Source organism: Streptomyces sp. NPDC056452 (genome assembly GCF_042796085.1).
In the GTDB taxonomy this organism is placed as follows: Bacteria; Actinomycetota; Actinomycetes; order Streptomycetales; family Streptomycetaceae; genus Streptomyces.
In genome coordinates this window covers 16,283-43,197 of sequence record NZ_JBHTRI010000050.1, presented here as the reverse complement: position 1 = coordinate 43,197, position 26,915 = coordinate 16,283, and the positions used below count along the sequence as shown (strand labels likewise).

The window sequence follows — 26,915 nt, the reverse complement described above, 5'->3', positions numbered from 1 at the left end:
GCCGGGGGGGGGGGGGCCCGCCCCCGTGCCGCCCGCCCATGGCCCGCCCCTCCCGGAACGTCCGTGGTTGCGGTATGCATGTATGGCGAGGCCTCCCCGTTCCACAGCCGAGCGGAAGGTACGAGCCGATGAGCGACGCAGACCCGGGCCTCTTCGGCCCCGCTTCCGTCACCTGGCAGATGCACGGGGACCCCATGATGTGGGTCGCCGGAGTGCGCGCCCTCTACCTGCAGGCGCTGCACCCGCGCGCGGTACGCGGCGTCATGCAGAACTCGGACTTCCGCAAGGACGCCTGGGGGCGCCTGATGCGCACGGCCGACTTCGTCGGCACGCTCACCTACGACACCACCCGGGCAGCGGAGAAGTACGGCGCCCGGGTCCGCAGGATCCACCGGCTCCTCAAAGCCACCGACCCGGAGACCGGCGAGAGCTACGGCATCGACGAACCCGGGCTCCTGCTCTGGGTGCACTGCGCCGAGGTCGACTCCTACCTCCAGGTGCAACGCCGCTCAGGCTTCCGGCTCACCGACGCCCAGGCCGACCGGTACATCGGCGAACAGTGCGAGAGCGCCCGCCTCGTCGGCCTCGACCCCGCCGGCGTCCCCGCCACGACCGCGGCACTCGCCGACTACTTCGACCGGGTCCGCCCCGAACTCGTCGCCGGCCCGGACGCGCTGGACGTCGACGACTTCCTGCGCAACCCCCCGGTCCACGCCCTGCTGGCCCCGGCGCGTGCACTGCTGTGGCGGCGCGTGGCGGCACTCGCGTACGACTCACTGCCCCCGTACGCCCACGCGCTGTACGGCAGGCCGGCACCGCCCCCGGAAGCCGTCGACCGCCGCCTGCGCGCCACCGGCACCGCCCTGCGCTGCATCCCCGCGCGCCTCCGCTGGTGCCTGCCACCCGGGCACATCGTGAAGGCGATGGCACGACTCGGCCCCGGCAGCCGCCCCGCCCCGTACAAACTCCGCAGACAGGCCGCCATACTGGACGGGCCGGGGAGGGCGCAGCAGTAGGCGATGCGACGGGGGCGACAGCAGGCGATGGCGGACACCAGGCTGATCCAGAGCCGGTACCGGCTGCTCGATTTGATCGGGCGCGGTGGCATGGGCGAGGTGTGGCGTGCCCGCGACGAGTCCCTGGGCCGCCAGGTGGCCGTCAAGTGCCTGAAACCGATGGGGCCCCAGCACGACCCGTCCTTCACCCGCATCCTGCGCGAACGCTTCCGCCGCGAGGCGCGGGTGGCCGCGGCGCTCCAGCACCGAGGTGTCACCGTCGTCCACGACTTCGGCGAGTCCGAGGGCGTCCTCTACCTGGTCATGGAGCTCCTGGAAGGGCGCAACCTCAGCCAGCTCCTCGAGGACAACAAACAGCACCCCCTGCCCGTACCCGACGTCGTCGACATCGCGGAACAGGTCGCCGACGCCCTCGGCTACACCCACCAGCAGGGCATCGTGCACCGCGACCTCAAGCCCGCCAACATCATGCGGCTCGGCGACGGCACGGTGAAGATCTGCGACTTCGGCATAGCCCGGCTCGGACACGACATCGGCTTCACCTCACGCCTGACCGGCACGGGCATCGCCATGGGCACCCCGCACTACATGTCGCCCGAGCAGATCAGCGGCGGTGAGGTCGACCACCGCAGCGATCTCTACTCGCTGGGCTGTGTGCTGTACGAGATCGCCACGGGCGTACCGCCGTTCGACCTGGACGACGCCTGGGCGGTCCTCGTCGGACACCGTGACACCCAGCCCGAGCCCCTGCGCACCCACCGCGCCGAACTTCCCGGGTTCTTCGACCGGGTCGTCCTGGACCTGCTGGCCAAGACCCCCGAGGGGCGGCCCGCCGACGCCGGCGACCTGCGCAGGCGCATCGCGCTCGGACGCACCGGCGAGCAGACGCAGGGCCCGGACGCCGGGAGGGTCCGGCTCGCCCCGCCCGCCCCCGTCCTGCACCCCGCCCGCCGGCCGGCGGGCCGCGCTCAGGGACTGCCCTCCTGGACCCGGAACATGACCACCGGTCACAAGGCGACCGGTGCGATACCCCCGGGGACGGCCCCCATCGACCTCTCGCTCGGCCTGACCGGCTCCTGGACGACCGGAACCGACCTGCGGGTTCTGCCCGCCGGCCTTCCCGCGGCCCGGCCCGACCGGCCCACGCCGTCGCCCGAGCTGCTCGCCATCCTGGCCAGCAGGCACAGCGCGGGCCTCAACCTGGGGCGTCTCGGCCACTGGGACGAGGCGGGCGAAGTGCACCGGGCGGTCGCCGCCGAACGCGAGCAGGCCCTCGGCCCCGACCACCCCGACACCCTCTCCAGCCGGTACGAGGTCGGATTCACCCTCAGCCGCACCGGACGCGCCACGGATGCCCTGCGCGAGTTCGGCCGGGTCGCGGACGGCCGCGAACGCACCCTGGGGCCCGACCACCCGGAGACCCTCGCGGCCCGGCAGGAGACGGCGTACGTCCTGGGCCAGCTCGGCCGGCACTTCGAAGCCCACCAGGTGTACGCGGCGGTGCTCGCCTCCCGGGAGCGCTCGATGGGCCCGGACCATCCGGACACCCTGCGCTGCCGCCACAACCTGGCGTTCAACCTCAGCAGGCTGGGCCGCCTGGAGGACTCGTACCGCATGGCCCGCGACGTGGCGAACGCGCGCAGCCGCCTCCTCGGCGCGACCCACCCGGACACCCTGGTCACGCTGTACGAAGTGGCGTACACGCTCGGCCAGCTGGGCCGGTGGCCGGAGGCGCTGCAGACCTACCGCGATGTCGCGCAGGCCCGTGCCGTGGCGCTCGGGGCCGACCACCCGGACACCCTCTCCGCCCGCTACGAGGTCGGTATCAGCCTCGGCAGGCTGGGCCGCAGCGCCGAGGCGCTCGAGCTGTACCGCGTGCTGGTCGACGACCGCACCCGGGTCGACGGAGCCGCCGACCCGGAGACCCTGCGCGCCCGGCACGGACTCGGCGTCAACCTGGGGCGGATGGCCCGCTGGGAGGAGGCGCTCGTCGAATCACGCGAGGTGTGCGCGATCCGGGAACGCACCCTGGGACCCGACCACCCCGACACGCTCGTCAGCCGCCGGGAGGTCGCCGTCGGCCTGGGCTGGCTGGGCCGGTGGGCCGACGCCCTCACGGACTACCGGAAGGTCGCCGAGGCCCGTGAGCGGGTCCTCGGCGCCGACCACCCCGATGCGCTCGCCAGCCGCAACGACGAGGCCCACTGCCTGGAACAGCTCGGGCGCAGCACCGAAGCGGTGGACCTCTACCGGAGGGTCGCGACGCTGCGCCGGCAGCGCGGGATGCCGCCGCACTGAGCGGGCGTCAGATGGTCCGCCCGCGGTACAGGTCACGGAGCAGCGCGATCTCGGCCCCGTGATGCAGCAGCTCCTGATTGACCCACCAGACGATGTCGATGAACGGGTCCTCCGGGTCGCTGCCGTGCGGGTACGTGCTGTACCCGACCGTGTCGAGCGCGGTGTCGTCGGCGCCCAGCAGGGCCGTTCGCCACGCATCGGCGGCGGTCGCGAAGGCGGCGAGTGCCCCGGCCGCGTCACCCTCGACGCGGAAGTCGTCCCGGGTCAGACCGTGGCTGCCCGCCGCATGGTCGGCGCGCAGGGCCAGCAGTTCGGTGAGATGACTCAGGCGCCACGCAATGGTGGTGAACGGCGGCGGCGAGGGGTGCGGGAAGGCCGCCGTGTCGCGCCCCCAGTCACCGGTGCCGGCCAGAGAGGTCGCACGCGGTCCGGGACCCGCGGTACGCCGACGGACCGACCAGCAGTCCGGCACCGGCTCCCACAGGTACTCCTCGTCGGTCATCGGCGGGGCCTCGACGTCGGTGCCGTTGCCGCTGTCCACGACGGGCCCCGCCATCCGGTTGCCGAGGCGTTCACGCGCCCAGTCGAACTGCTCGAGCAGTGGGATCAGGCGTGCCGGGGTTGCCATGAACTCTCCTGTTGCGGGGGCGGGTCGGAGCGGGTCGGTGGTGCGGTTCGGTGGTGAACGCTTCGGGAAGGCACCCTGCCACAGCCGCCCCGGGCCGCCCAACGATTTCCGTGCCGGTGCGACCCGGCCCGCCCCGCCGGCCCTCCCGGCAACCGGGCACCGACCCTCTCCGGCCCTCTGGCCAGGGACGATCCTTCCGTGTTACCAAGGGGCCATGCCCACAGACGAGACGCACACGCCCGGCACACCCGCGCACGACAGCTACGACACGGTGATTGTCGGCGGCGGCCACAACGGTCTGGTGGCCGCTGCCTACCTCGCCCGTGCCGGGCAGTCCGTCCTCGTCCTGGAGCGCCTCGGCAGCACCGGGGGAGCGGCTGTGTCGACCCGCCCCTTCGACGGGGTCGACGCCAGGCTCTCCCGCTACTCGTACCTCGTCTCGCTGCTCCCGCAGAAGATCGTCCGCGATCTCGGCCTCGACTTCGCCGTCCGCAAGCGCACGGTTTCCTCGTACACCCCGGCCGTGCGCGGCGGACGGGCCACCGGACTGCTCGTCGGCGGCGACAACACCCGGGCATCGTTCGCGGAACTCACCGGCGACGACCGCGAGTACGAGGCCTGGCAGCGCTTCTACGCGATGACGCAGCGGGTCGCCGAACGTGCCTTCCCGACGCTCACGGAACCCCTGCCGACCCGCGACGGCATCCGGGCGCGGATCGACGACGCCGAAGCGTGGCGCACACTGTTCGAGGAGCCCATCGGCGTCGCCGTCGAGGAGCGGTTCACCGACGACCTCGTACGCGGAGTGGTGCTGACCGACGCCCTGATCGGCACCTTCGCCGATGCCCACGACCCGTCCCTGCTCCAGAACCGCTGTTTCCTCTACCACGTCATCGGCGGAGGCACCGGCGACTGGGACGTCCCGGTCGGCGGCATGGGAGCACTCACCGATGCCCTGGCCGGAGCGGCCCGAGCGGCGGGCGCCGAGATCCGCGTCCTGCACGAGGCCACCCGTATCGAGACCGACGGGACCCACGCCGAGGTCACCGTCCGCTCGCCCGCCGGAGAACGGGTGCTGGGCGCCCGCAAGGTCCTGGTCAACGCATCGCCGCAGGCGCTGGCCGCGCTCCTCGGTGACGAGCCGCCGGCCCGGGCGGAGGGGGCGCAGCTGAAGGTGAACATGCTGCTCACGCGGCTGCCGAAGCTGCGTGACCACTCCGTCGACCCGCGCCGGGCGTTCGCCGGAACCTTCCATATCGCCGAGGGGTACGGGCAACTGGCCGACGCCTACCGCGAGGCGGCGGCGGGACTGCTGCCCGCCGCCCCGCCGTCCGAGATCTACTGCCACTCACTGACCGACCCGTCGATCCTCGGTCCCGACCTCGCCGCACGCGGCTACCAGACCCTCACCCTCTTCGGGCTGCACACCCCCGCCCGGCTCTTCGCCGCGGACAACGACGCCACGCGCGCCGCCCTGCTCAAGGCCACCCTCGCGGAACTCGACGCCCATCTGGAGGAGCCGATCGCCGACTGCCTGGCCCTCGACGGCAACGGCGAGCCGTGCATCGAGGCGAAGACGCCGCTCGACCTGGAGCAGGACCTGGGACTGCCCGGCGGCCACATCTTCCACCGGGACCTGTCCTTCCCGTACGCCACCGAGGACACCGGCCGCTGGGGCGTCGAGACCGCACACGCCAACGTCCTGCTGTGCGGGGCGGGCGCGGTGCGTGGCGGCGGGGTCAGCGGCGTCCCCGGCCACAACGCCGCCATGGCGGCGCTGGGCCGGTGACGGACCGCCCGTCGCCTACTGGCCGAACACGCCGCGCAGCGCGGAGAGCTTGCGCGGCAGGTCGTACTCCGCGCCGCCCTCGTGGCCGTTGTACGGGAACACCTCGATCTCGGCCGGACCGGCATAGGCGTGGTAGGCCGCGTACACGGTCGAGGACGGGCAGACCCGGTCCATCAGCCCCACCGAGAACCACGCCGGAGCGGTCGCCCGTGCCGCGAAGTTGACGCCGTCGAAGTACGACAGGGTCTGCATCGCCTCCTCGACCCGGAAGCGGTGTCCCGACAGCCAGCGGGCGATCTCGGCGTACGGTCCCGCGTCCGTGATCTGCGACCCGCGCCGGAAGTGGCACAGGAACGGCACATCGGCCACCGCCGCAACCACGTCCTCACGCAGCCCGGCCACGGCGAGGGCGAGGCCCCCGCCCTGGCTGCCGCCGAGGACTGCGACCCGGGAGGAGTCCACGGCCTCGTGGGCCTTCGCCGCGTCGACGGCCCGCACCGCGTCGGTGATGAGCCGCCGGTAGTAGTGACGGGCGGGATCCTCGATGCCCCGGGTGAGGAACCCGGGGGAGGAGGAGCCATGACCGTCGGGGCCGAAGTCTGGGGTGTCCGAGGTGTTCTTGCCGCCGCCGCCCTGGCCCCGGTTGTCCATGACGAGGTGGGCGTAGCCGAGCGCGCTCCAGGTCAGCCAGGAGTACGGGATGCCGCGGCCACCGTTGTAGCCGATGTACTGCACCACCGCGGGCAGCGGCCCGGAGCGGACACGCGGCAGCATCAGCCAGGCCTTCACCGGCTGGCCGCCCCAGCCGCGGAACGTCACGTCGAACACGTCCACGGTCGCGAATCCGGCGTCGTACGGTACGAATTCGGCGTCCAGGTCGTGCCGGGCCGTCTCGGCCAGCGTCTTATCCCAGAAGGCGTCGAAGTCGGCCGGTTCCTCCGGCCGCGGCCGGTACTCGCGCAGCCGCTCCAGGGGCATGTCGAACAGCAAGGGTCTAGCTCCTCTTCAGGGTGAGGTTGAGGGTTGCGCCGTGCCGGTTCGCCGTGTCGGCGGTGATCCGGATGCCGCGGCCGGTGGAGGTGGCGCTGACGCCCGGGTCCGCCGCGACGACCGTCAGGCCGCGCCGGGCGAGGTCCATGACCACCGAGGACCGCAGCTGCGTCGGGTCCGAGAGAGCCACCGTGACCGTCCGGCCGTCCGCCCGCACCAGCACCGAGGCGGGGCCGTCGGCGGTCAGCTCCTGCGCGGTGCCCGCGGTCCAGAAGTTCGCGGCGAGCAGACCGTCCGCACAGCGGCGTACTGCGTGCACGGCCGTCGAGTCGGAGACGAGCTCCACCGGGGGCGCAGCCGCCCACTGCCTGGTGCGCGCCGCGGAGGCCGCCGGGGCCTGCAGCCAGAAGTACCCCGCGCCGTCCGGTGCCGCGCCGTGGTCCTGCCACAGCGTCAGGTAGGGGCGGGTCACAGGCGTGTCCGTGCCGTACTTGAGATTGATCTCCCGCCAGGTCGCGGTCCGTTCCTCACGCAGACCGCGCAGCGTGGCGGGCTTCGGGAAGACATAGCCGCCGGTCCCCTCGGCGTGCAGCCAGCGCACACCGTCGAGCTGCGCGGACCAGCCGGCGTCGGCCGGGGCGGCCCTGCCGTCGACGAGGAGCGTGGCGTGCGGGTCGCGGAGCTTGCGGTTCTCCACGACGGTCTCCACCGGTCCCGCGTCCGCCGTGATGCCGGAGCCGACGCACGCGATGACGTCGTCCAGACAGAACCAGCTCTTGAGGCCGCGCAGCGAACTTCCGTACGCCCGCAGCTCCATGCCGTAGGCGCCGAGCGTCGTCCCCGGCAGTGCGGTGCCGCCCGCCCAGTCGGCGGTGCTCGTCGTGCGCTGCCCCGCCGCGTCCGCCGGCCGGCCCGCGACGACCGTGGTGCCGGGCAGCCTGGCAGGGTCGACGGTGGGCCAGTAGTCCTCGCTGTAGTGCCCGAGGTCGTCGGTGTACAGCAGCACCATGCCGTCGGAGAGATGCCAGCCGTGCAGATTCTCGTTCTGGATCGACTCGTAGTTGTAGATCCGGCTCGAGTACGCCGAGATGCCCAGCGCGAACGACGGCCGGTGGTGCGCCGCCTTGTCCATCCGCGGGTGCTGCTTGTGCGCCACCAGCGGGCCGCGCGCGGGGACGGGCGAGTCGAGGATCCGGCGGGCGGCGACGAGCGAGGCCAGATCGGTGACGGCCAGGAAGTCCCGGTAGGTGTCCTCGGCGATCCACTGCTTGACCAGTGCGGTGAAGCGGTCGGCCGTGGCTCCGGGGAAGCTCGGTATCAGCCGCACCACCGCCTCGATGACCGTCTGCGCCGAGGCGTGGCCCTGCTTGCTGGGACGCGCGATCTCACGCCCGCACACCGACGCCATCACATCGCCCCGGGCGAGCAGCGGGTCGAAACCGTCGTCGACCCAGCCGCGGACGTTGTCGAGGTCCGGGTCGGTGACCGCCCAGCCCGTGCCGGCGAGCAGGTTCAGCAGCCGGGAGAGGTTGTTGAGCAGTTCCTTGCCGTAGCCGCCGTTGTACGGGTGCTTGTAGTGCTGGAGGAACGAGCCGTCGGAGTAGAAGCCCTCGCCCGTGCCGGCCGAGCCGTCCGCGCGGTCGTTGAAGGCCAGGACACTGTTGGCACCTGAACCCTCGACGTCCGAAAGAGCGTCGCGGACCCGGGTGAGTGCGTCCCCGTCGTCGCGGAGGACGGAGTTGACCGCGACCACCGTGGAGATCCACACCCGGTTCGCCCCGGTCGCGATCTGCCGGTCCGCGCGCCACAGGTTCGGGTCGGGTGTGTAGTGCCGCACGGCCTCGGTGATTCGCGCGAGGCGCTCCGTGCCGAGCACGTCGTACAGCAGCACGGACGCGTCGTTGAGCGCGAGCGCCGAGCCGATCTCCCAGTCCCAGTCGTTGTCGAACCGGGTGTGCTCGGGGCCGTAGCGGTGTGTCAGCATCCAGTCGATGCCGGCCAGCAGCAGGTCTCCGAGGGCCGCGTCACCGTACTGCGGGGTGCCGGGGACCGCCCACGCGGTGGCGATCGTGGCGAGCCGCTTGAACGACGTGGTGACGTGGTTGGAGAGCGTGGTGCTGGTCAGGTCGGGGAACAGGCCCTCGGCGCGCGCCGGGTCCAGGCCCGTCGCCGCGGTGGTCGCGGCCCGGCCTGTCCGGGCGACTGCCGCCGCGATCCGCTCGTCCGCCAGATCGAGACCGGCGCCCCCGGTGAGCAGGGTGTGCCAGCGGGCGCGCAGTGCGGCCGCGTCCCCGACAGCCGCGTGCGCGGCCCCGGAGGTGAGGGTGAGGGGCAGGGTGACGGCCGCGCCGAGCGCCGCCGCTCCGGCCAGGACGGTGCGTCGGGTGGTGCCTCTGCCGGTGCCTGGGGTCATGTGTCGGGCCCTCACAGGAGGTGTCGGCGGTCGACGGCCGCGGCGAGCGCGGCGTGACCGGAGGGATTGGGGTGCAGGCCGTCGCCGCTGTCGAACGCGGGCAGCAGGCGCGAGGGCTGTGCGGGATCGTGCAGCGCGTGGTCGAAGTCGGCGACCGCGTCGAACAACCGCCCGGTGCGCACAGCGCGGTTGATCTGCTGCCGGACCGCGTCGAGTTCCGGCGTCCAGCGGATCCACCCCTCGAACGGGGTGATGGTCGCCCCGACGATCCGCAGCCCAGCGTTCCGGGCCCGCAGGACCAGCTGGCGGTAGCCGGCCAGGACGAGCGCGGGGTCCGTCTGGGCGGGCGGCTGCTGGAGGTCGTTGATGCCGAGATGGACGAGTACGGTCCGCAGCCCGGGCAGCGGGAGGACGTCGCGGTCGAACCGCGCCTGCCCGCCGGGCCCGAAACGGGCGTCGTCGAGCAGCAGCCGGTTGCCGCTGATGCCGAGGTTGGCGACAGCCGATCCGGGGAGCCGCCGGGCCAGTTGGTCCGGCCAGCGCAGGTCCGCGTCGTCGGGTGTGCCGACGCCCTCCGCGATGGAGTCGCCGAGCACGGCGAGCACCGGACCGTGGGCGCCGGTCACCTCGACCCCGGTCAGCAGGAACACGGAGGCGGTCCGCACCCCGTCCACGGAGTGCGAGGCATGGGTGTTGCGGTGGAAGGACAGGGGCCCGGTGGGGCCGGGCAGCCGGGTCTCCACCGTCAGCCGCGACGACGCCGGCACGCTCAGCCCGTCGACCGGATCACTGGTCAGGGAGGCGCCCGCGGCGAGCCACGCCTGCCGTCGGCCGCCGAACGTCACCGCACGCCCGCCGGCCGTCACCGGGCCGATCAGGACGGGTACGGCGCCGAAGGCGTTCGCGTACCGCAGACGTACCTGCCCGCCGGCCGACAGCCGCAGGACGGCAGTGAACACGCCGTCGGTGAGGCCGCCGGCCGCCACCGTGTCGGTCTCGGTCGGCGCGGTCTGCGCAGTCGCCCATGACGTGGCCCAGCGCGACCTGCCGGCCCCGCCGCCGTTGCCCCGCGTGGCCGGGGCGGCCTGGGCTCCGGGCGCGGCGACGGCGACCGCCGCCACGCCCGCCGCCGCTGTCAGTAGCCCGCGTCTCGCGGGCCCCCGGCCGGTCACTGCGGGCACGCACCGGTCGGCTCGTACTCGCTCGCGTACGTACCGACCGCGTTGCCACCGGTGTTGCCGCTCATGGTGTTCGTGCACACCGGGCCCTGCGGGGTGCGCATGAACTTGATGCCGCCGCCCGCGTTACCGGTGATGGTGTTGCCGTACACGCTCGTGTCGATGCCGTCGGTCGCGGTGTCACCGCCGAGCCGTACACCGGCGCCGACGTTGTCGTGCACGGTGTTGTAGCGGAAGATGTTGCCGCTGCCGCGTGCGTCGAGGCCGCCGGAGCTGGAGTCCTTCTGGCCGCTGCAGTCGTTGTACTCGACGTAGTTGTTGGTGGCGTTCTCCTTCACGTCGACGCACTCGTTGCCCTGGGTGGCGATCGTGTTGTGGTGGATGCGGTTGTTCCTGCTGATGTCCGCCGCGGCGTCCGGGGCACCGTTCGCGCCCTGCTGCTCGGGCGCCGTGCCGAGGTAGATGCCCTCGCCGTTCTTGCCGCCCCCGCCGAACTTGAAGTCGGCGACCCCGCAGTTGGTGATCGTGTTGTCGTCCACCTCCGCGCCGGTGACCAGATAGCGCAGCCGCACGCACTCGTCGGCGGCGTTCTTGAGCGTCATGCCGGTGATGCGCAGGCCGCCCACTCCGTTTCCGGCAGTCGTGCTCATGACATATATGAGCTTCGGGCGGTAGCCCGCCACCTCGGTGGACGAGCCGTGCAGCCCGTCCACCGTGAAGCCGCTCAGCGTCGTCGAGTCGTGCTGCACCTGGATGATGCGAGCGTCGCCCGCCCCCTTCACCACGGCGCTCGACGGGCCCGTGAGCGTGACACCGGGGCGCACGGTCACCACGTCCTGCCGGTAGGTGCCCGCCGCGAGGTTCACCACCGCTCCCGTGGGGGCCAGGTCCAGGGCCTTCTGGATCGTGGCGAGCGGCGCCCCCGCCGACGTACCCGCGTTGGCGTCACTGCCGGACGGCGAGACGTAGTACGCCGTCGCCGCCTCGGCGGCCACGGACGGCGCCGGCACGAGGAGCGAGGTGCCCGCGGCGAGCGCGGCGGCCAGGGTGGTGCGCAGTGCATGGCTCATGAGATGTGCCTCCTGGGATCAGCGAAGGACAGAGCGAGCAGTACGGGGATGCTGGGGCCCAGCAGCAGCGGCCCCAGCGGTACGACGAGGGAGAGCAGCACGGCGGAGATCACCGCGCCGAGCAGTGCGGTGCCCCGGGCCGGAGACCCGAAGCCGAGCGCCAGCGCCCCGGCCGACCAGGTGCGGACCGAGCCCAGCGGTGTCCGTCCGGCCTCGGCGGCGAGCGCGATGTGATGGATGACGAGCGCGGCGGCGATGCCCACCTGCGCGGCGAGTACGACGAACGTCCACGGCTCCGAACGGGACAGCAGGTACACGATGTTCGCGCCGAGGACGACCGCCGCCGCCGTCGACAGCAATCCGTGCCGCCACAGCGCGCGCCAGTAGCGGGGGAACGCGGCGAACGCGTTGACGAACACGCGGCTGTCCCCTTCCGCCCGCCACAACTGCAGCGCGTGGCCCATGGCCGCGAGTGCGGGCAGCCAGGTGACGACACCCAGGGACAGCACGGTGCACGCGGCCCCGGCGACGGCCGGGTACGCGATGAACTCCAGACGCCGCAACAGCGTCGGCCAGCCGGACGAAAGTGTTGCCTGCATGATCAGCCGACCTTTCCTGTGTACGGCTCCGGAACATCGAGGAGCACGTGCCCGTCCAGCTCCAGCCGCGTGCACCGCACCACGAACGGCGGGGCGTCCGCGGAGGTCAGCAGGGCCGCGGCGTCGGCGCTCACCCGTGACGTGCGGATCCGCCGGGTGACCGGGGACAGCAGGACGGTCTCCTCCGCGTCCGTGAACGTGACACCGCGCCCTTCCAGGCACGCGATCTGATCGCCGGCCGGTGCTCCCCCGGGCGTGATGGCGGTGAGGAAGAGACCGCCCGGCGACCGCGGGGCGGTCGAACGGAGTGTGTGGAGCGTCCGGGTGAGCCGCAGCTCCGGTGTACTGGACGTCGGATTGGCCTCGACCTCGGTGACCTCGCAGACGACCGAGGCGTCGTGAGGCGCGAACTGCCGTACGAGAGCGGTGGCCGCTCCCGACCTGATCAGCCGGCTGCCGTCCGGCTGCGGCTCCGTCGGGCGGTCGGTCTGCAGCAGGAACGTCCACTCCCGCCCCGTCTCCGCCTCGGCCAGATCGAACAGCACGAGCCGGCCCGACGGCGTGAACACCAGGGTCCGGTCCAGACGCCGGACACCGAGGTCCGGGTCGTACATCGCGGCGATCTCCGCGGTGGCGTGGGCCCAGCCGGCCTCGGCGTCCACCAGCACGTCGCGCTGCCTGGCCTGCCGCTCGTGCGGAATGTCCTTGTAGACGTGGTAACGGTCCTCGTCCGCGTACCCCTGCCCGTCCACCAGCAGCAGATTGTGGTGCGCCGCCCGCTTGCGGTTGCTGTAGCCCTCGTCCACGGCGAGGAACGCCCCTTGGGAGATGAGCACGAACGACCCCGAGTCCGGGTGGTGGTGCCCCTGGTTCAGGGTCTCCCAGCCCAGTTCGGCCCGGTGCTTCGCCGAGGTCTCCCACGCGGTGTGGCCCCCGCCCGGACTCGCCTTGAACGACACCAGCGTCGCATCCTTGTCCCACCCCGTGCGGGCCGCGAGCAGCCCGAGGTCAGGGAAGAACGCACGGGTCTCGGTGGGCCGGGCGGCCGGTACGGACGGGTCGTACCAGAGGTACTCCAGATAGGCCTCCGGCAGGATTCCCGGCCGTACCCCGCTCTCCGCCGCCTCCTGCCACAGCAGTTCGCCCGAGGCCAGATCGCCCATCCACTGGGCCTGCGCGATGCCGTACTGCGCGGCGAGCCGGTAGTACAGCCCCGCGCTGTGACCACTGCGCCGGTCGTGGCAGTCACCGTGGTCGACGTTGAACGCGAAGCCGGGCGCCGTCTGGTGGAGCCGGTAGCGGAAGGTGTTGGCGAGGAAACCGCCCCGCTCCCACCAGTCCACGCCCTCCGCCTCCTTCAGGAGATCCAGATGGATCGCCAGGAAGGGCACCCCGTAGCGCCAGTACACGACACCCTCGGCGTGCGAACCGTCGGCCGGCATCAGGTCCAGGACCGTGCCGAGGTTGTCCTTGGCGCGCTCGGTCCACTCCTGCTTGCCCAGGACGTAGCCGGCGGTCGCCAGGCCCGCGTAACAGATCCAGTTGTGGTTCTGCCAGTACGACGACGACCACCAGCGGCCCTCGCTCGCCACCGCGAACTCGTACATACGACGGCCCTGCAGCAGCAGCTTGTACCGCAGCAGCGCCCGCACCCCGTCCGGCAGCTCGTCGCCGATCCACCGGTAGGCGAGCGACAGGTGGTGCAGCAGCCAGCCCGCGTCCAGGTCGTGGTCCGGCAGATGGGCCCGGCCCCAGTGCGGCAGCCGCACGGCCGCCTCGATCCAGCGCCGGCTCTCGTCCAGGTGCGCGCGGTCGCCGGTGGTGCGGTACGCCAGAGCCGGGTTGGAGGCGGCGGGGCCCAGCCAGGTGATGCTGGCCAGGGGGTGCGTGCGGGGCGGGGTGAGACCGCGGTGGCGCGCGGCCTCCTCCCGCAGCCGGACCTCCTGCGCGGGGCGCGGGCCGGGCGGCGGAGTGGCGGAGAGCAGCACGACTCAGCCCTCCGTCCGGAAGCGCGCGGTGGAGCCGTCCGCCAGTTCCACCGTCAGCTCCTCCCCGTCGAGTCGCACCTCGCTCACCGCGGGCCCCGCCGATGCCGCCTGGTACACCGAGGCGAAGGTGACCCGCTCGGCCTCGGCGGTGAAGTCGACCCGGGTGCGCATGCGCTGCGGATCGTCGGCCGGCCCCGGGCCGGGCCGGGTCACGGGCCGGACCGGCACCCCGGCGGTGTGGGTGTGCCAGCCGTGCAGGGTCTCGTCGCCGTACCAGGTGGTGCGCACGGGACCGGCTGCCTGCAGCTGGATGTCGAGCGCCGTTCCCGGGCGCAGCTGGGCCGTGACCCGGCGCGCCTCCCGGCCCGTCACCGTCAGCAGATCCACCAGGTAGCAGTCGCCGGCCGCCACGCGCCGTACCGCGCGCACCCCTTCGTACGCGGTGGTGACCTCGGCGGACACCGAGGCGGTGTCCGAAGCCAGCAGCGCCCCCGTGCACTCCGCCTGCTCGGCGCCGTCCACCCGGAACGCCGGATGCGCTTCCGTCGACGTGTACAGATCGCGGAACTCGGCGTGCGCGTAGGGCACCTGTCCGGGGTCCGGCTGCCACGGGGTCGTGTCCCCGTACAGGTACAGCGACAGCTTGTCGCGGTGCCCGTGCGAACCGCCGTGCGGGCCGAAGTCCAGCAGCGCGTGGATGCCCGCCGCCCGTACCACTCCGTAGCCCGCCGACGGGAAAACGGTGACGGCGCCGGGCGCCGCCCGGCGGGGGAGCGGCGGCCCGGCGAACCAGCCGCCGAGCTCCCGGTCCAGCCCGTCGTCGTGCTCGCCGAGCTCGGCCCGTGCGCGTACCGCCACCGCATCCAGTGCCGCGGACGGCACCAACTGCTCGGCAAGGGCTACCAGTTCGAGCCACTCCAGGGCCAGCGGGGGCCGCAGGTAGGGACCGTCGTGCAACGCCGGGAGAATGCCGCCGTCCGTCGCGATCACCGCGAGGACGTCCGTCATCCCGGCCAGCACGCCCACCACATCGGACGGGATCGCCGCCGGGTCGGTGGAGCGCAGTGCCAGCAGGGCCGCCCGCAGCACGAACCCGTGGTAGTAGGTGCTGCCCTCCCACTCCCAGCCGTCCTCGGCGACCGCCACGCGCAGATGTGCGTACAGGCCGTGGGCGCCCTCCAGCCACTGCCCGGCGCCGTCCCACTCCCGGCCGCGGACCGCGGCCGCGGCCCGGCTCGTGGCCACACCTGCCGCGTTCAGCCACGCGGTGTAGTTGGACGCGAGGTGCCCCTGGCCGGTCAGCACGTCGCGGGCGTCGAGCGCGGCCTGCTCCAGGCCGTCGAGCAGCGGAAGTACCGCCGCCAGCCCCTCCGCGTCCTTGGCGGCGAGGGTGTTCACCGCGTGACCGATGTTCACCGCCCAGATCGCGTCGGTCAGCGCCTGGTGGAAGAGCCGGCCGCGCAGCATCCATGTCTGCGCCTCGCCGTGCCGCTCCGTGGCGAGGCCGGCGTACACGTCGGCGTACTCGACGAGCCGGGCCACCGCCTCCGCGCGCTCCCCGCGATGGGCGAGCACCCGCAGATGCCGTGCCCACGCCTGGTGCGACAGCACCACCCAGGCGCCGCGCACCGCCTCCGTGTCCACCCGGCAGCCGTGCGCGCAGCGCGCACCGTCCTCGGGGAAGACTCCGCCGAGGAGATCACCGTGGTCGAGTTCCACTCCGTGCGCCGGGCAGACGTACGCGTGCCACCAGCCGCCCCGCTCCCGGGCGATGCGCCTCAACGCGGCCACACGCCACCGTCGATGTCCACCGTGGTGGCGGTGAGGAAGCCCGAGGCGGGCGAGGCCAGATGGACGACGGCGTGGGCGACGTCCTCCGGCGTGCCGGCCCGGCCGACGGGGATGCCGGCCTCCATCGCCTGCTGGGCCTGGGGAGCGGTGAACGTGTCGTGGAAGGCGGTGCCCTTGATGAAGCCGGGTGCCACCGTGTTGACGGTGATCCCCGTGCCCGCGAGTTCCTTCGCCAGGCCCTTCGTGAAGCCGCGGATGCCCGCCTTGGCAGCAGCGTAGGCGACCGAGCCGGGGCCGCCGCCGTTGTGCGCGGCGAGCGACGACATGGTGATGATGCGTCCGGCCGAGGACTGCGTCAGATGCGGCAGGGCTGCACGCACCGTGCGGAACGCCGATGTCAGATTGACGGAGATGACCTGGTCGAAGTGATCGTCCGACATGGCCGCGATCTTCTCGCGGCCGATCAGATGCCCCGCGTTGCAGACGAGGACGTCCAGACCGCCGAGGAATCCGGTGGCCTCCTCGACCAGTGCGTCCACCTCGCCGCTCACGGTCGCGTCGGCCTGGAACGCCTTGGCCCTGCGGCCCAGTGCCTCGATGGCCGAGACCGTCTTCGCGGCCTCCTCGGCGGAGGAGTGGAAGTGGACGGCGACGTCGGCGCCGGCCTCTGCCAGGGCGACGGCGATGGCGCGGCCGATGCCGTGGCCCGCTCCCGTCACCAGTGCGCGGGAGCCGTTGAGATCAGCAGACATGGGTGAAGCCCTTTCGGTGACCGGCCCACGAGGGGCCGGAACCGGTCACTTGAGACCGGCGGTTGCGAAGCCCTGTACGAAGTAGCGCTGGCCGATGAGGAAGAGGACGACCATGGGAAGGGTGGCGAGCGTGGTGCCGGCCATCAGGAAGTGCCACTGGGTGCCGTTCTCCGTCTTGAAGACGGAGAGCCCGACCTGGATCACCCGCATGCTGTCCGTATGGGTCACCAGGAGCGGCCAGAGGAAGTTGTTCCACGAGGACTCGAAGGTCAGCAGCGCCACGGTGATGAACGCGGGCTTGACCTGCGGGCTCATGATCCGGGCGTAGATGCTGAATTCGCCGAGGCCGTCGAGCCGGGCGGCCTCCTCCAGCTCCACCGGCAGGTCCAGGTAGAACTGCCGGAAGAGGAAGACCGCGAACGGGGTGACGGCGCCGGGGATGATGAGCGCCCACCAGCTGTCCAGCCACCCGCTTCCGCCCTGGCCGAGGATGTCGTTCCCGCCGGCCAGCGGCATGAAGCGGACGATCAGGAACTCGGGCAGCACCTTGGTGTACGTGGGGATCATGAGGGCCGCGATGAAGAGATAGAAGATCGTCTCGCTGCCGCGGAACCTGATGCGCGCGAGGGCGTACCCCGCCATCGAGGCGATCAGCACGTTGAGCACGGTGTGGCTGAAAGCGATGACGAAACTGTTCCGGGCGTACGTGGCGAAGGGCGCTGCCTTCAGCGCGTCGGCGTAGTTCCCGAACTGCCAGTGTTCCGGAAGCAGTCCGGCGTCCTGCGACGCTATCTCCACCGGCGTCTTGAGCGAGGTGAGGATCATCCAGGCGAACGGCACCATCATCAGCAGCGAGACCACGGACAGCGTCACGTAGAGCGCGATCCGTCCGGCGGAGACCGGCCTGCCCTTGCTCGTGGTCCTCGGCACCGGAGCCGGGGCCGGCTTCTGCAGCTCAGCTGTGGCCACGACTGCCTCCCATGATCCGCTTGTTGACCAGGGTGAAGCCCATCAGCAGCACGAAGAGCACGAGCGACTGTGCGCTGGCGTAGCCGACGCGGAACTCCCGGAAGGCGGACTTGTAGATCTCGTACGTCATCATCGTGGTGCTGTTCGCTGGGCCGCCGTCGGTCAGGATGTAGATCTGGTCGAAGGACTGGAAGGCGCTGATCATCGAGGTGATGAGCACGAAGAACGTCGCGGGCTTCAGCAGCGGCAGTGTGATCGAGAAGAACTGCCGGACCTTGGACGCGCCGTCCACGGACGCCGCCTCGTACAGCTCCTTGGGCAGGGACTGGAGCGCGGCCAGATAGATGAGCATCTTCATACCGATGCCCTGCCAGATGCCCACCAGGATCACCGAGGGCATCGCCCACGTCGTCGAGGAGAGCCACGCGGGCCCCTGGATGCCGAGGAACGACAGCAGGGTGTTGAGCAGTCCGTTGCCGGGGTTGTAGATCCACAGCCAGACCAGGGCGATCGCGACGGTCGCGGTGACCTGCGGCAGGAACACCGCGGTGCGGAAGATGCCGCGCGCCTTGAGGCCGGTGTGCAGAGCCAGTGCCACCAGCAGGCCGAGGGCCATACCGAAGGGCACCGTGAAGAAGGTGTAGACGAGCGTGTTGCCGATGGACTTGACGAAGACCGCGTCGTCCAGCATGTCCCGGAAGTTGCCCAGACCCACGAACTCCGGCGCCGTCAGCACGTCGTACTTCGTGAAGGCCAGGGCCACCGAGACCACGACCGGAAGACCGATCCACAGCGAGGCGTGCAGCAGCGCGGGCGCCACCATCAGCATGCCCGCACGGCGCCGACGCCGTCCCGGGCCCGTGGGGACCCGGCCCGTACGCGTCGTTCTCGGTGCCTCGGGAGGGGAAGGCGGCCGGGGCCGTGCCTTCACTACGGATATTGCTGGCACAGTGTCGGGTCCTTACATCCGGCCGATGGCGGCCTCGGCGAGACGGCCGAGCTCCGCGATGGCGTCCTTCGCGGACTGACCGCCCACGATGGCGGGCTCCAGCGTCGGCTTGATCTTTTCGCGGATCTCCATCCAGGCCGCGGTGCCGCCCTCCGAGACGGCGTGCTCCAGGTTCTGCAGGGAGAGGTCGACGAACTCGTTCTCCTTGACGTAACCGGACTCGTTGAGGTCCCGGAGACCCGGTACCGAGCCGCGCTGCTTCGCCGCACCGAGGATCGAGTCGGGCGTCGCGAGGTACTCGACGAGCGCACGGGCCGCGGCCGGGTGCTTGGAACGCGCGGACTGGGTGACGAGCGTGCCGCCCTGGAGCATCGCGGGCCTGCGATTGGCCAGGACGAACGAGCCGAGCTTGTCGCCCTCGATGAGCTCCGGGTTCTGCTCCTTGGCCTGCACCCACAGGGCGCTCGTCGACATCATCATCGACGCCCTGCCCGTCTGTACGTTGGACGGGGCACCGGCATCCGTCTTCTTCGCGTAGTCCGCCGAGCCGTCCTTGACCAGGTCCTTGAAGAACTGCAGGGCCTCGACGCCGCGCGCATCGGTGAACAGCACCTTCTTGCCGTCCGCGCTGAACAACTGGCCGCCGTTGGCGAAGAGGAAGGTCTCCCAGCACTGGCGCAGATCGATGGAGAACGGGTCGAATCCGACACGGCCGTCCTTCGTCAGCTGCTTCGCGACGGCGCGCAGCTCCGCCCAGTTGGCCGGGGTCTTCTTGATCCCGGCCTCCGCGAAGTGGTCCTTGCGGTACACGACGATGCGGGTGTCCAGGACCACGGGCAGCGCGTAGAGCTTCCCGTCGTAACGCGACGGCTCCAGCACGCGCTTCTCGTAGTCGTGCGCGGTGGCGAGCGCCTCCGGGAGCTCGGCGATCGCCTTCTTCGAGGCGAAGGGGGGTATCCAGCCGACGCCCATCATGAGCACGTCCGGCAGCAGCCCGCCCGCGAGACCGGTGGTGATCTTCTCGTTGAGCTGCGCGTACGTGGTGTAGTCCACGTTCACCTTGACGTCCGGATACTTCTTCCGGAACCCGCCGAGGATCTCCTGCTCCAGCAGGACCTTGCCCTTCGCGCCCTCGTAGATCGGGGTGAGCAGCGTGATCTCGCCCTCGGCGGGGCCGTCGGCCGAACCGGCGGCCGTGGAGCCGCCACCACAGCCGGCGAGCGCGGCAGTGGCCGTACCCGCGCCGATGGCGGCGAGCACAGATCGTCTGTTGAGTTCCATGGGACACCCCTTTTGAGGTGGAGTCAGTGGATCGATCCAGCGATGACCTCCCGGACATGGCTGGGAAGCGCTGGTAAATCGATGCACTGATGCTAAGAACGCGTTGAGAGTGGCGTCAACAGCTGATGCACAAGAATTTTCAGGGATGTTAACGGGTATACCGGTGGAGCGCGTTCAGTAAATCGGTACACTAAGCTCAGCAGTGCGTTCCGAACCGGAGGTGGCATGAGCGGGGTAACGATCCATCAGGTCGCGGAGGCAGCAGGAGTCTCCGCGAGCACGGTCTCCAACGTCCTCAACGGACGTACGGACCGTATGCAGGCGGCCACCCTGGCTCGTGTGGAGCAGGTGATAGAGCAGCTCAGCTACCGGCCCAACCGGGCGGCACGCATGCTGCGCACCGGCCGCATCAAGGTCATCGGCCTGATCGTCCCCTCCGTCGCCAACCCCTTCTGGGGTGCGCTCGCGAGAGAACTGGAGGCCATCGCCCTGGCCGAGGGCTACCACGTACTGCTGTGCAACAGTGAGCGCGATCCCGCCCGTGAGCTCAAGTACGGGGAGGAGCTGCTCGCCGACGGGGTCAGCGGGGTGGTCCTGTGCTCCTCCCTGCCCTCGCTCGACCACGTCGCCCCGCTGCTCAGCCGGGGTCTGAAGATGGTCGCCTTCGACCGGACCGCGCAGGCGGGTGATCCGGCGTCGCTGTCCAGCATCAGTGTGGACAACGCGATGGGCGCCGAACTCGCCACCCGCCATCTGATCGAACTGGGGCACCGGAGACTGGCGTTCGTCTCAGGCTCGGTCAACAGCGTCAACCGCCGGGAGCGACTGCGGGGCTTTCGGGCCGCGCTCGAGTCGGCGGGCCTCGACCCGGCCGACGCGATCGTGTGGCCCGGTGCGGACACCACCGAATTCGGGGACAAGGACGCCGCCGAGCTGGGCCGGAACGCCGCCCGGGAACTGCTGTCGCGGCCGCGCCCGCCCACCGGATTCGTCGCGATCAACGACATGTGCGCGATCGGCATCTGCCGCGGCGCCAAGGACGCCGGACTCCGCGCGGGGCGGGACGTCTCGGTGGTCGGGTTCGACGACATCCTGCTCGCCGATCTCTTCGAACCACCCCTGACCACGGTCCGCCAGCCGCTTCCGGAGATGGCGGCCGAGACGTTCCAGCAGCTGCGCGCCCGGATCGACTCGGCTCCGGGTGCCGGGCGGTCTCTGCTGATCAGGCCCCGCCTGGTGGTACGGGAGTCCACGGCACCGGCGCCGGCCGCCGCTTCGGCACCGGCCCCCGCTCCCGCCCTGGCCGAGGCCGGATAGCAGCGACGGCGAACCGCCCCGCCAGGTCTCGGGACCGGGCGGGGCGGTGATGAGGAACGGGGCGGGTGGGTGCGGGTTTCACGCGCCCCGTTCCGGCCGGTGGCCGACTCCGGTCAGGAGGCGGTGCAGGAACCGACGGTGGGCGCGGAGGTGTTGCCGTTCGTCGCGACGGTGAACCCGAAGCTCGTCGAGGCACCCGCGGCGAGGCTCCCGTTGTTGCTCGGCTTCACGGTCATCACGTTTCCGCTCGAGTCCCAGGTGGGGGAGCCGTTCCAGGTCGCACTGACCTTCTGCGGCGAGGTCACGGTCACCGGGACCGTCCAGGTGCTGATCGCGGAACTGCCGGCCTTGATGGTCACCTGTCCGTTGTACCCGCCGTTCCAGGTGGCGGTCTGGGTGTACGTGGCGGTGCAGCTGCCGGTGCCGCCACCGCCGTCGCCCCCACCGGTGGACCCGCCGAGCGCGGCGAGCACCGCGTCGTACGCCGGCTTCTTGTTGTAGTTGCCGTCGAACAGGAGCGGAGTGCCGCTGCTGCGCCACGAGTACTTGTCCGTGACACCCCAGACGGTGATCCCGGTGCAGCGCGACACGGCCAGGCAGGCGTTCACCACCTTGGTGTAGTTGGCTGCCTGCGTCGAGCCGGACCCCTCGATGTCCAGCTCGGTGATCTGCACGTCGACGCCGAGAGCGGCGAAGCGCTGAAGGTTGGCCTGGAAGTCGCTGGGGACGGGGGAGTTGCTGTTGAAGTGCGACTGGAAGCCCACGCAGTCGATCGGCACACCGCGCGCCTTGAAGTCCTTGACCATGTCGTAGACCGCGTTGCTCTTCGCGTTCTGGCCGTCGGTGTTGTAGTCGTTGTAGCAGAGCTTGGCGTTGGCATCGACCGTGCGGGCGGTGCGGAACGCCTCCTCTATGAAGCCGTTGCCGAGCTTGTCCTGGAACGGTGAACTGCGCCGTGCCCCGCTGCTGCCGTCCTGGAAGGCCTCGTTCACCACGTCCCAGGAGTGGATCTTGCCCTTGTAGTGCGTCATCACCTGGGTGATGTGGTTGTTCATCGCCGTACGCAGATCGGAGGTGCCCAGGCCGCCGACCCAGCCGGGAAGCTGGGAGTGCCACACGAGCGTATGCCCGCGGACCTTCATGCCCTTGCCCTGGGCACGGCTGACGATCTGGTCGGCGGACGAGAAGTTGAACGAGTTGCGGGTGCTCTCGACCGCATCCCACTTCATCTCGTTCTCGGGTGTCACCGAGTCGAACTGGGCGTCCAGCGTGGACGCGTACTGCGCCTCGCCGAGGTGATTGGCGGCCACGGCGGTACCGAAGTACCGGCCCTTGGCCGCGGCGGCGTTGCCGAGCGTGCCGACCGCCTCGGCCGTACCGGCGAGAGAGACCACGCCCGCCGCGGCAAGGACACCCGCCGTGATGAGCGAGACCACCCGTCTGGCACGGGCCGGCAGGTGCGGACGGGCGAAGGTGTCGCCGGGGGACTTCTTGGCCATCACGTTTCCAGCCTCTTCTTCCGGTTGCCGGGCGGAGCGAACTGGGTGCCCGGGCAAGGGGGTTCGGACCGTTCGAGGTGCTGTGCAGCCGCCGCGGGTGCACCCGGTGGGCGCACCCGCGGCGGGAGGACGAGCGTGGGAGCAGGGGGCGCGAGGGAGAGTATGCGCCCAACGTGACGAACCGTCAACGCCGCATTTCCGAAATGTTTCCGAGCGAATAACCGCTCATCTGTGAGTGGATGGCGATATGACCTGCGCAGACGGGGCGACTCCGGTGCGTATGGGAATCCATCCGGCGGAGCCTCACGTAATCGCCGTCGAGCATTACGAAAGACGTTCATGAGTGGGTACGAAAGTTTCGGTGCCTGAAATGACGGAGCGCGGACCCCCCTCAGGGAGGCCCGCGCTCACTGTCCGCCTTTCGTGCTCCTCGCGCCGACGCGCCCGTCTCAGTCGCTGCTGAGGGAAAGCCCGATCACGACGCCCGCCGACACGGACACCCTGCCCGGCGTCAGATCGCCCTCGCCGCCGCCGCTCTGCCCGCCGTGGCCGCGGTAGTTCTGCAGCTGCTCGGAGTCCACGTCCTTGATGTGGATCACGGGTCCGAGCCGCACATCGGCCGCCTCGGCGTACAGGGCGGCCTTCTCCCGTGCCGAGGCCACGGCCGCCGTACGCGCCCGGGCGCGCAGCTCCTTCTTCGTGCTCACGTCGAACTCGACACCCTTGACCTGGTTGGCCCCCGCGTCGACGACATCGATGAGAACGGTCTCCAGGATGTCCAGTTCCCGCAGCTCGATCACGAACGAGGCCGTGCACTCGTAGCCGAGGAACTTGCGCTCGTCGCCGTAGCTCCACCGGGACGACAGGTTCAGCCGTGACGTCGACACGGCGCCCTCGGGGACCCCGTGCCCGCGCAGGACCTCCCGGATCCGGTTCACGCCGCTCCGGGTGGCGGCGAAGGCCTCACCGGGCTTGTTCCTGGTCTGCTCGATCGCGACGCGGAGGCGCGCCAGGTCGGGTGCGGCATCCACACTGGCCGCACCGAACACCGACACGCCCCACGGGGCATCTATGGACTGAGTTCCATTCATACCGTCATCCAAGCACCTGGACAGCTCAGTCGGCTGAGAGGATCCAGCCCGTCGCCTCGATACGGGATGAGTCGCCGGGACGCTCCCCGTCGAAGAGCGTGCGGCCGCCGTCCCTCACCCGTACACCGTCGACGTACGCGCCGCGCCCGACGTACAACTGGTCGGTGGTGTACCGCCATCGCAGCACGACCTCCGTGCCGCGCCAGGCGGCCAGGTCCGCCTCGAGACGGTGCCAGACCCGGCCCGACCAGCCCGACACCGAGCCCGCCGGGTGCGGCTCGGGCTGCGGGGGACGGCCTCCGTCCCTCGGCACGGTCGTGAACGGCACGGGCTGCCACGTCCCCCCGGAATCAGAGGAAGCCTCCAGCCGCAGGGAGTCCGAGCCCGGCTCGGTGTCCCACCAGAGCGCACAGCTCAGCACCGCGTGCGCGGACGCCGGACGCAGCGCCGGCAGGGCGAGCGTGGCGGTCGTGGCGCTCGCCGTGCCGGAGAACCAGGCGGTACGGCCTTGGGCGGGACGGACAGGAACGGCGCGCGCCATCCGGTTGGCCGCGGCGACCCGCGGCGCACTGCCCGAGCGCCAGCTGCGCACGGGGTGCACCGAGTTGCCGAGGACGATCAGGAACGAGTCCGTCGTCGGATCGAGGACCAGGCTGGTACCGGTGAACCCGGTGTGGCCCGCGGTGCGCGGCGTGGCCATCGCGCCCATGTACCAGTGCTGGTAGAGCTCGAAGCCCAGGCCGTGCTCATCGCCCGGGAACGCGGTGTTGAAGTCGGTGAACATCAGCTCCACGGAGTCCTCGGACAGGATCCGGGACCTGCCGTAGACGCCCCCGTTGAGCAGCGTGCGGGCCAGGACCGCCAGATCCCAGGCACAGGAGAAGACCCCCGCGTGCCCGGCGACGCCGTCCAGGCTGAAGGCGTTCTCGTCGTGGACCTCGCCCCAGACCAGCCCGCGGTCCAGGCCGGACCAGGGCAGCCGGGCATCCTCGGTGGCGGCGATCTTCGGCTTCCAGGAGGCGGGCGGGTTGTAGCGGGTGCGGTGCATCCCGAGCGGAGCGGTGATCTCCTCGCGGAGCAGGACGTCCTGGGTGCGGCCGGTGATCTTCTCCAGGACCAGCTGCAGCGAGATCAGGTTGAGGTCGGAGTAGAGGTACTTCGTGCCGGGGGCGGAGGCCGGCACCTCGTTCCACAGCAGACGGAGCTTCCCCTCCCTGGTCGGCTCCTTGAAGAGCGGGATCCAGGACCGGAAGCCCGAGGTGTGCGTGAGGAGCTGACGGATGGTGACGTCCTGCTTGCCGCCGCCCGCGAAGTCCGGCAGATACGCGGCGACCGTCGCCTCCAGCTCCAGCGCACCCCGCTCGATCTGCTGCACGGCCAGGATCGAGGTGAACAGCTTGGACACCGACGCCAGGTCGAAGACCGTGTCCGCGGCCATCGCGATCTGCTGGTCCGCGGGGAACTCCACCCCGGTGTCGGTCTTCTCGTCGTACGCCGCGTAGCGCACCGCCTTGCCGATGGGCCGGTGCAGGGCGACGGTCCCGCCACGCCCGGCGAGCAGCACGGCCCCCGCGTACCAGGGGTGCTTGGGGGAGTCGGCGAGATACGTCTCCGCGTCGGTGACGAGCCGGTCGAGCTGCTCGGACAGCAGCCCCGCGCGCTCGGCCGAACCGCGGCGCAGTGTGGGCCTGCCCTGCCCCGGCCTCATACCCGTACCAGCTCCCGACTGTGTGTCCGCCTCCGCCCCGCGCCCGGCGGCCGCCGCCGCTCCCGCGAAGGGCATCGGCGCGAGGGCGAGGGCTCCGCCCAGCGCCAGTATCCCGCCGCCCAGCCTCCGACGGCTCATTCCCCTGCCCGACACGTCCCCGGCCATCCGGAACCCCTTCCCCTGATGTGGAAAGCACTTGCGCGAAAGTAACTTTCGAAATCTCGTCCGAGTCTGAAACTTCCTGCCGAAGCAGAGATTACTGTCACGCCCGCTGTCCCGTACGCCTCTGACGGACAGAAGAATCTGACGTGACATCAGGAAACGCTGTGCGTGCGGATCACGGCGCATTGGCGATCGCGAAGACGTCGGTCCCCGCGTTCCCGTGTGCGCGGGGTGCCGTCCCGCCGAGCGCTCCCGGGCCTCCTCTGGCAGCCTGTGGCCATGAACGTGAGCGCAACGGTCCGGTCCCTGGCCACCCGGTGGACCGTTGCGGTACCGGTGATCGCGGCGGTCGCGCTGGTACTCAGCTGGGGCCGTGAACTGCCCCCGATCGCCGTAGCCGTGGTCGCCCTGTGCCTCGCGGGCGCCGTGCTCGCCGCCGTCCACCATGCGGAGGTGATCGCGCACCGGGTCGGTGACCCCTACGGCTCGCTCATCCTCGCCGTCGCCGTGACCGTCATCGAAGTGGCCCTGGTGGTCACTCTCATGGTCGACGGCGGGCCGAAGGCCTCGTCCCTCGCCCGTGACACGGTCTTCGCCGCCGTCATGATCACCTGCAACGGCATCGTCGGCCTCTCCCTCCTGGTCGGGGCCGTACGTACCCGGGTGGCCGTCTTCAACGCCGAGGGCACCGGCGCCGCGCTGGCAACGGTGGCGACACTGGCCACCCTGAGCATGGTCCTGCCCACCTTCACGATCGGAAAGCCCGGCCCCGAGTTCTCCTCCGCCCAGCTCGGGTTCGCCGCCGTCGCCTCACTCCTGCTGTACGGGCTGTTCGTCGCCGTTCAGACCGTGCGGCACCGCGAGTACTTCCTGCCGCTCACCCAGGACGGCCGGCCGCGCAAGGCCGAGGACGACCCCGCGCCGCTGCCCGGCCGGGGCGCGACCGCGCTCAGCCTGGTCATGCTCCTGGTGGCGCTCGTCGCGGTCGTCGGCGACGCCAAGGCCGTATCGCCGACCATCGAGTCGGGTGTCGAGGCCGCGGGGATGCCGCAATCGGTGGTGGGCGTCGTCATCGCGTTGCTGGTCCTCCTGCCCGAGACCCTCGCCGCCGTACGGGCCGCGCGGCGGGAGCGGGTGCAGACCAGCCTCAACCTGGCCCTCGGCTCGGCGATGGCCAGCATCGGCCTCACCATCCCCGCCATCGCGCTCGCCTCGATCTGGCTCGACGGACCGCTCCACCTCGGCCTCGGCGCCACCCACATGGTGCTGCTCGCCCTGACCGTCGTGGTGGGCGCCCTCACCGTCGTACCGGGGCGTGCCACGCTCCTCCAGGGCGGGGTGCACCTCATCATCTTCGCCGCGTTCGTCTTCCTGGCGATCAGCCCCTGACGCGTCCTGCCGGTGCGTCAGGGGCCGGCCCGGGCCGG

General features: G+C 71.2%; 20 protein-coding genes. 5 read left to right on the top strand and 15 right to left on the bottom strand.

The window, feature by feature from the left end:
* Positions 1-128 precede the first annotated feature (128 nt).
* Entirely contained in the window at positions 129-1,016 is an 888-nt protein-coding gene (locus ACFQ6X_RS33385; RefSeq protein WP_383187253.1) for an oxygenase MpaB family protein, read from the top strand.
* 27 nt (positions 1,017-1,043) lie between these two features.
* Positions 1,044-3,314: a tetratricopeptide repeat protein gene (locus tag ACFQ6X_RS33380; protein ID WP_383187256.1), complete on the top strand. Its 2,271-nt coding sequence runs from the start codon at positions 1,044-1,046 to the stop codon at positions 3,312-3,314.
* 7 nt (positions 3,315-3,321) lie between these two features.
* On the opposite strand, the gene ACFQ6X_RS33375 is transcribed toward ACFQ6X_RS33380, so the two are convergent.
* Positions 3,322-3,942: a DinB family protein gene (locus ACFQ6X_RS33375; RefSeq protein WP_383187251.1), complete on the bottom strand. Its 621-nt coding sequence runs from the start codon at positions 3,940-3,942 to the stop codon at positions 3,322-3,324.
* 214 nt (positions 3,943-4,156) lie between these two features.
* Here ACFQ6X_RS33375 and ACFQ6X_RS33370 point away from each other — a divergent pair, with 214 nt between their 5' ends.
* Positions 4,157-5,731 carry a phytoene desaturase family protein gene (locus ACFQ6X_RS33370; protein ID WP_383187248.1) on the top strand — a complete coding sequence of 525 codons (1,575 nt, stop codon included), beginning with the start codon at positions 4,157-4,159 and terminating at the stop codon, positions 5,729-5,731.
* A gap of 15 nt (positions 5,732-5,746) precedes the next feature.
* Here the strand turns inward: ACFQ6X_RS33370 and ACFQ6X_RS33365 are convergent, their stop codons facing one another.
* The 11 genes from ACFQ6X_RS33365 to ACFQ6X_RS33315 form a co-directional block, all read right to left on the bottom strand.
* Positions 5,747-6,721 (bottom strand): acetylxylan esterase, encoded by a 975-nt coding sequence (locus ACFQ6X_RS33365; protein WP_383187245.1) that lies wholly within the window; start codon positions 6,719-6,721, stop codon positions 5,747-5,749.
* A gap of 4 nt (positions 6,722-6,725) precedes the next feature.
* Complete coding sequence (locus ACFQ6X_RS33360) at positions 6,726-9,134, bottom strand: polysaccharide lyase 8 family protein (protein WP_383187242.1); 2,409 nt, start codon at positions 9,132-9,134, stop codon at positions 6,726-6,728.
* An 11-nt stretch (positions 9,135-9,145) separates the two neighbouring features.
* On the bottom strand, positions 9,146-10,315 hold the full coding sequence (locus ACFQ6X_RS33355; protein WP_383187240.1) for an SGNH/GDSL hydrolase family protein: 1,170 nt from the start codon (positions 10,313-10,315) through the stop codon (positions 9,146-9,148).
* Complete coding sequence (locus ACFQ6X_RS33350) at positions 10,303-11,382, bottom strand: DUF1565 domain-containing protein (RefSeq protein WP_383187238.1); 1,080 nt, start codon at positions 11,380-11,382, stop codon at positions 10,303-10,305. Before ACFQ6X_RS33350 ends, ACFQ6X_RS33355 begins: the two co-directional genes overlap by 13 nt.
* Complete coding sequence (locus ACFQ6X_RS33345) at positions 11,379-11,981, bottom strand: hypothetical protein (protein WP_383187237.1); 603 nt, start codon at positions 11,979-11,981, stop codon at positions 11,379-11,381. The genes ACFQ6X_RS33350 and ACFQ6X_RS33345 overlap by 4 nt, the downstream gene beginning before the upstream one ends.
* A 2-nt stretch (positions 11,982-11,983) precedes the next feature.
* Positions 11,984-13,969 (bottom strand): hypothetical protein, encoded by a 1,986-nt coding sequence (locus tag ACFQ6X_RS33340; protein ID WP_383187234.1) that lies wholly within the window; start codon positions 13,967-13,969, stop codon positions 11,984-11,986.
* A 3-nt stretch (positions 13,970-13,972) separates the two neighbouring features.
* Positions 13,973-15,760 carry a heparinase II/III family protein gene (locus tag ACFQ6X_RS33335; RefSeq protein WP_383187231.1) on the bottom strand — a complete coding sequence of 596 codons (1,788 nt, stop codon included), beginning with the start codon at positions 15,758-15,760 and terminating at the stop codon, positions 13,973-13,975.
* Positions 15,748-16,512: an SDR family NAD(P)-dependent oxidoreductase gene (locus ACFQ6X_RS33330; RefSeq protein ID WP_383187228.1), complete on the bottom strand. Its 765-nt coding sequence runs from the start codon at positions 16,510-16,512 to the stop codon at positions 15,748-15,750. Before ACFQ6X_RS33330 ends, ACFQ6X_RS33335 begins: the two co-directional genes overlap by 13 nt.
* A gap of 45 nt (positions 16,513-16,557) precedes the next feature.
* Positions 16,558-17,481 (bottom strand): carbohydrate ABC transporter permease, encoded by a 924-nt coding sequence (locus tag ACFQ6X_RS33325; RefSeq protein ID WP_383187226.1) that lies wholly within the window; start codon positions 17,479-17,481, stop codon positions 16,558-16,560.
* On the bottom strand, positions 17,468-18,310 hold the full coding sequence (locus ACFQ6X_RS33320) for a carbohydrate ABC transporter permease (RefSeq protein WP_383187222.1): 843 nt from the start codon (positions 18,308-18,310) through the stop codon (positions 17,468-17,470). Before ACFQ6X_RS33320 ends, ACFQ6X_RS33325 begins: the two co-directional genes overlap by 14 nt.
* A gap of 132 nt (positions 18,311-18,442) precedes the next feature.
* Positions 18,443-19,711, bottom strand: coding sequence for an ABC transporter substrate-binding protein (locus tag ACFQ6X_RS33315; RefSeq protein WP_383187220.1), 1,269 nt, complete (start codon positions 19,709-19,711; stop codon positions 18,443-18,445).
* 225 nt (positions 19,712-19,936) lie between these two features.
* Here ACFQ6X_RS33315 and ACFQ6X_RS33310 point away from each other — a divergent pair, with 225 nt between their 5' ends.
* On the top strand, positions 19,937-21,028 hold the full coding sequence (locus ACFQ6X_RS33310) for a LacI family DNA-binding transcriptional regulator (protein ID WP_383187217.1): 1,092 nt from the start codon (positions 19,937-19,939) through the stop codon (positions 21,026-21,028).
* A 113-nt stretch (positions 21,029-21,141) separates the two neighbouring features.
* Here the strand turns inward: ACFQ6X_RS33310 and ACFQ6X_RS33305 are convergent, their stop codons facing one another.
* The 3 genes from ACFQ6X_RS33305 to ACFQ6X_RS33295 all read right to left on the bottom strand — a co-directional run bounded on the left by ACFQ6X_RS33305 (position 21,142) and on the right by ACFQ6X_RS33295 (position 25,491).
* Entirely contained in the window at positions 21,142-22,527 is a 1,386-nt protein-coding gene (locus tag ACFQ6X_RS33305) for an endo-1,4-beta-xylanase (protein WP_383187214.1), read from the bottom strand.
* 449 nt (positions 22,528-22,976) lie between these two features.
* The gene (locus ACFQ6X_RS33300) at positions 22,977-23,618 is read right to left on the bottom strand and encodes an SIMPL domain-containing protein (protein ID WP_383187212.1); all 642 of its coding nucleotides are present in this window, start codon (positions 23,616-23,618) and stop codon (positions 22,977-22,979) included.
* A 25-nt stretch (positions 23,619-23,643) separates the two neighbouring features.
* Positions 23,644-25,491, bottom strand: coding sequence for a serine hydrolase (locus tag ACFQ6X_RS33295; RefSeq protein WP_383187209.1), 1,848 nt, complete (start codon positions 25,489-25,491; stop codon positions 23,644-23,646).
* 276 nt (positions 25,492-25,767) lie between these two features.
* On the opposite strand from ACFQ6X_RS33295, the gene ACFQ6X_RS33290 reads away from it, so the two are divergent.
* Positions 25,768-26,877, top strand: a complete 1,110-nt coding sequence (locus ACFQ6X_RS33290; protein WP_383187206.1) for a calcium:proton antiporter — start codon at positions 25,768-25,770, stop codon at positions 26,875-26,877.
* Positions 26,878-26,915: the final 38 nt, after the last annotated feature.

What these genes read in the sequence shown, in the direction of transcription:
- ACFQ6X_RS33385 (WP_383187253.1), top strand. Translation starts at nt 129, where the DNA reads ATGAGCGACGCAGACCCGGGCCTCTTCGGCCCCGCTTCCGTCACCTGG.
- ACFQ6X_RS33380 (WP_383187256.1), top strand. Translation starts at nt 1,044, where the DNA reads ATGGCGGACACCAGGCTGATCCAGAGCCGGTACCGGCTGCTCGATTTG.
- ACFQ6X_RS33375 (WP_383187251.1), bottom strand. Translation starts at nt 3,942, where the DNA reads ATGGCAACCCCGGCACGCCTGATCCCACTGCTCGAGCAGTTCGACTGG.
- ACFQ6X_RS33370 (WP_383187248.1), top strand. Translation starts at nt 4,157, where the DNA reads ATGCCCACAGACGAGACGCACACGCCCGGCACACCCGCGCACGACAGC.
- ACFQ6X_RS33360 (WP_383187242.1), bottom strand. Translation starts at nt 9,134, where the DNA reads ATGACCCCAGGCACCGGCAGAGGCACCACCCGACGCACCGTCCTGGCC.
- ACFQ6X_RS33350 (WP_383187238.1), bottom strand. Translation starts at nt 11,382, where the DNA reads ATGAGCCATGCACTGCGCACCACCCTGGCCGCCGCGCTCGCCGCGGGC.
- ACFQ6X_RS33345 (WP_383187237.1), bottom strand. Translation starts at nt 11,981, where the DNA reads ATGCAGGCAACACTTTCGTCCGGCTGGCCGACGCTGTTGCGGCGTCTG.
- ACFQ6X_RS33330 (WP_383187228.1), bottom strand. Translation starts at nt 16,512, where the DNA reads ATGTCTGCTGATCTCAACGGCTCCCGCGCACTGGTGACGGGAGCGGGC.
- ACFQ6X_RS33320 (WP_383187222.1), bottom strand. Translation starts at nt 18,310, where the DNA reads ATGCTGATGGTGGCGCCCGCGCTGCTGCACGCCTCGCTGTGGATCGGT.
- ACFQ6X_RS33315 (WP_383187220.1), bottom strand. Translation starts at nt 19,711, where the DNA reads ATGGAACTCAACAGACGATCTGTGCTCGCCGCCATCGGCGCGGGTACG.
- ACFQ6X_RS33310 (WP_383187217.1), top strand. Translation starts at nt 19,937, where the DNA reads ATGAGCGGGGTAACGATCCATCAGGTCGCGGAGGCAGCAGGAGTCTCC.
- ACFQ6X_RS33305 (WP_383187214.1), bottom strand. Translation starts at nt 22,527, where the DNA reads ATGGCCAAGAAGTCCCCCGGCGACACCTTCGCCCGTCCGCACCTGCCG.
- ACFQ6X_RS33300 (WP_383187212.1), bottom strand. Translation starts at nt 23,618, where the DNA reads ATGAATGGAACTCAGTCCATAGATGCCCCGTGGGGCGTGTCGGTGTTC.
- ACFQ6X_RS33295 (WP_383187209.1), bottom strand. Translation starts at nt 25,491, where the DNA reads ATGGCCGGGGACGTGTCGGGCAGGGGAATGAGCCGTCGGAGGCTGGGC.
- ACFQ6X_RS33290 (WP_383187206.1), top strand. Translation starts at nt 25,768, where the DNA reads ATGAACGTGAGCGCAACGGTCCGGTCCCTGGCCACCCGGTGGACCGTT.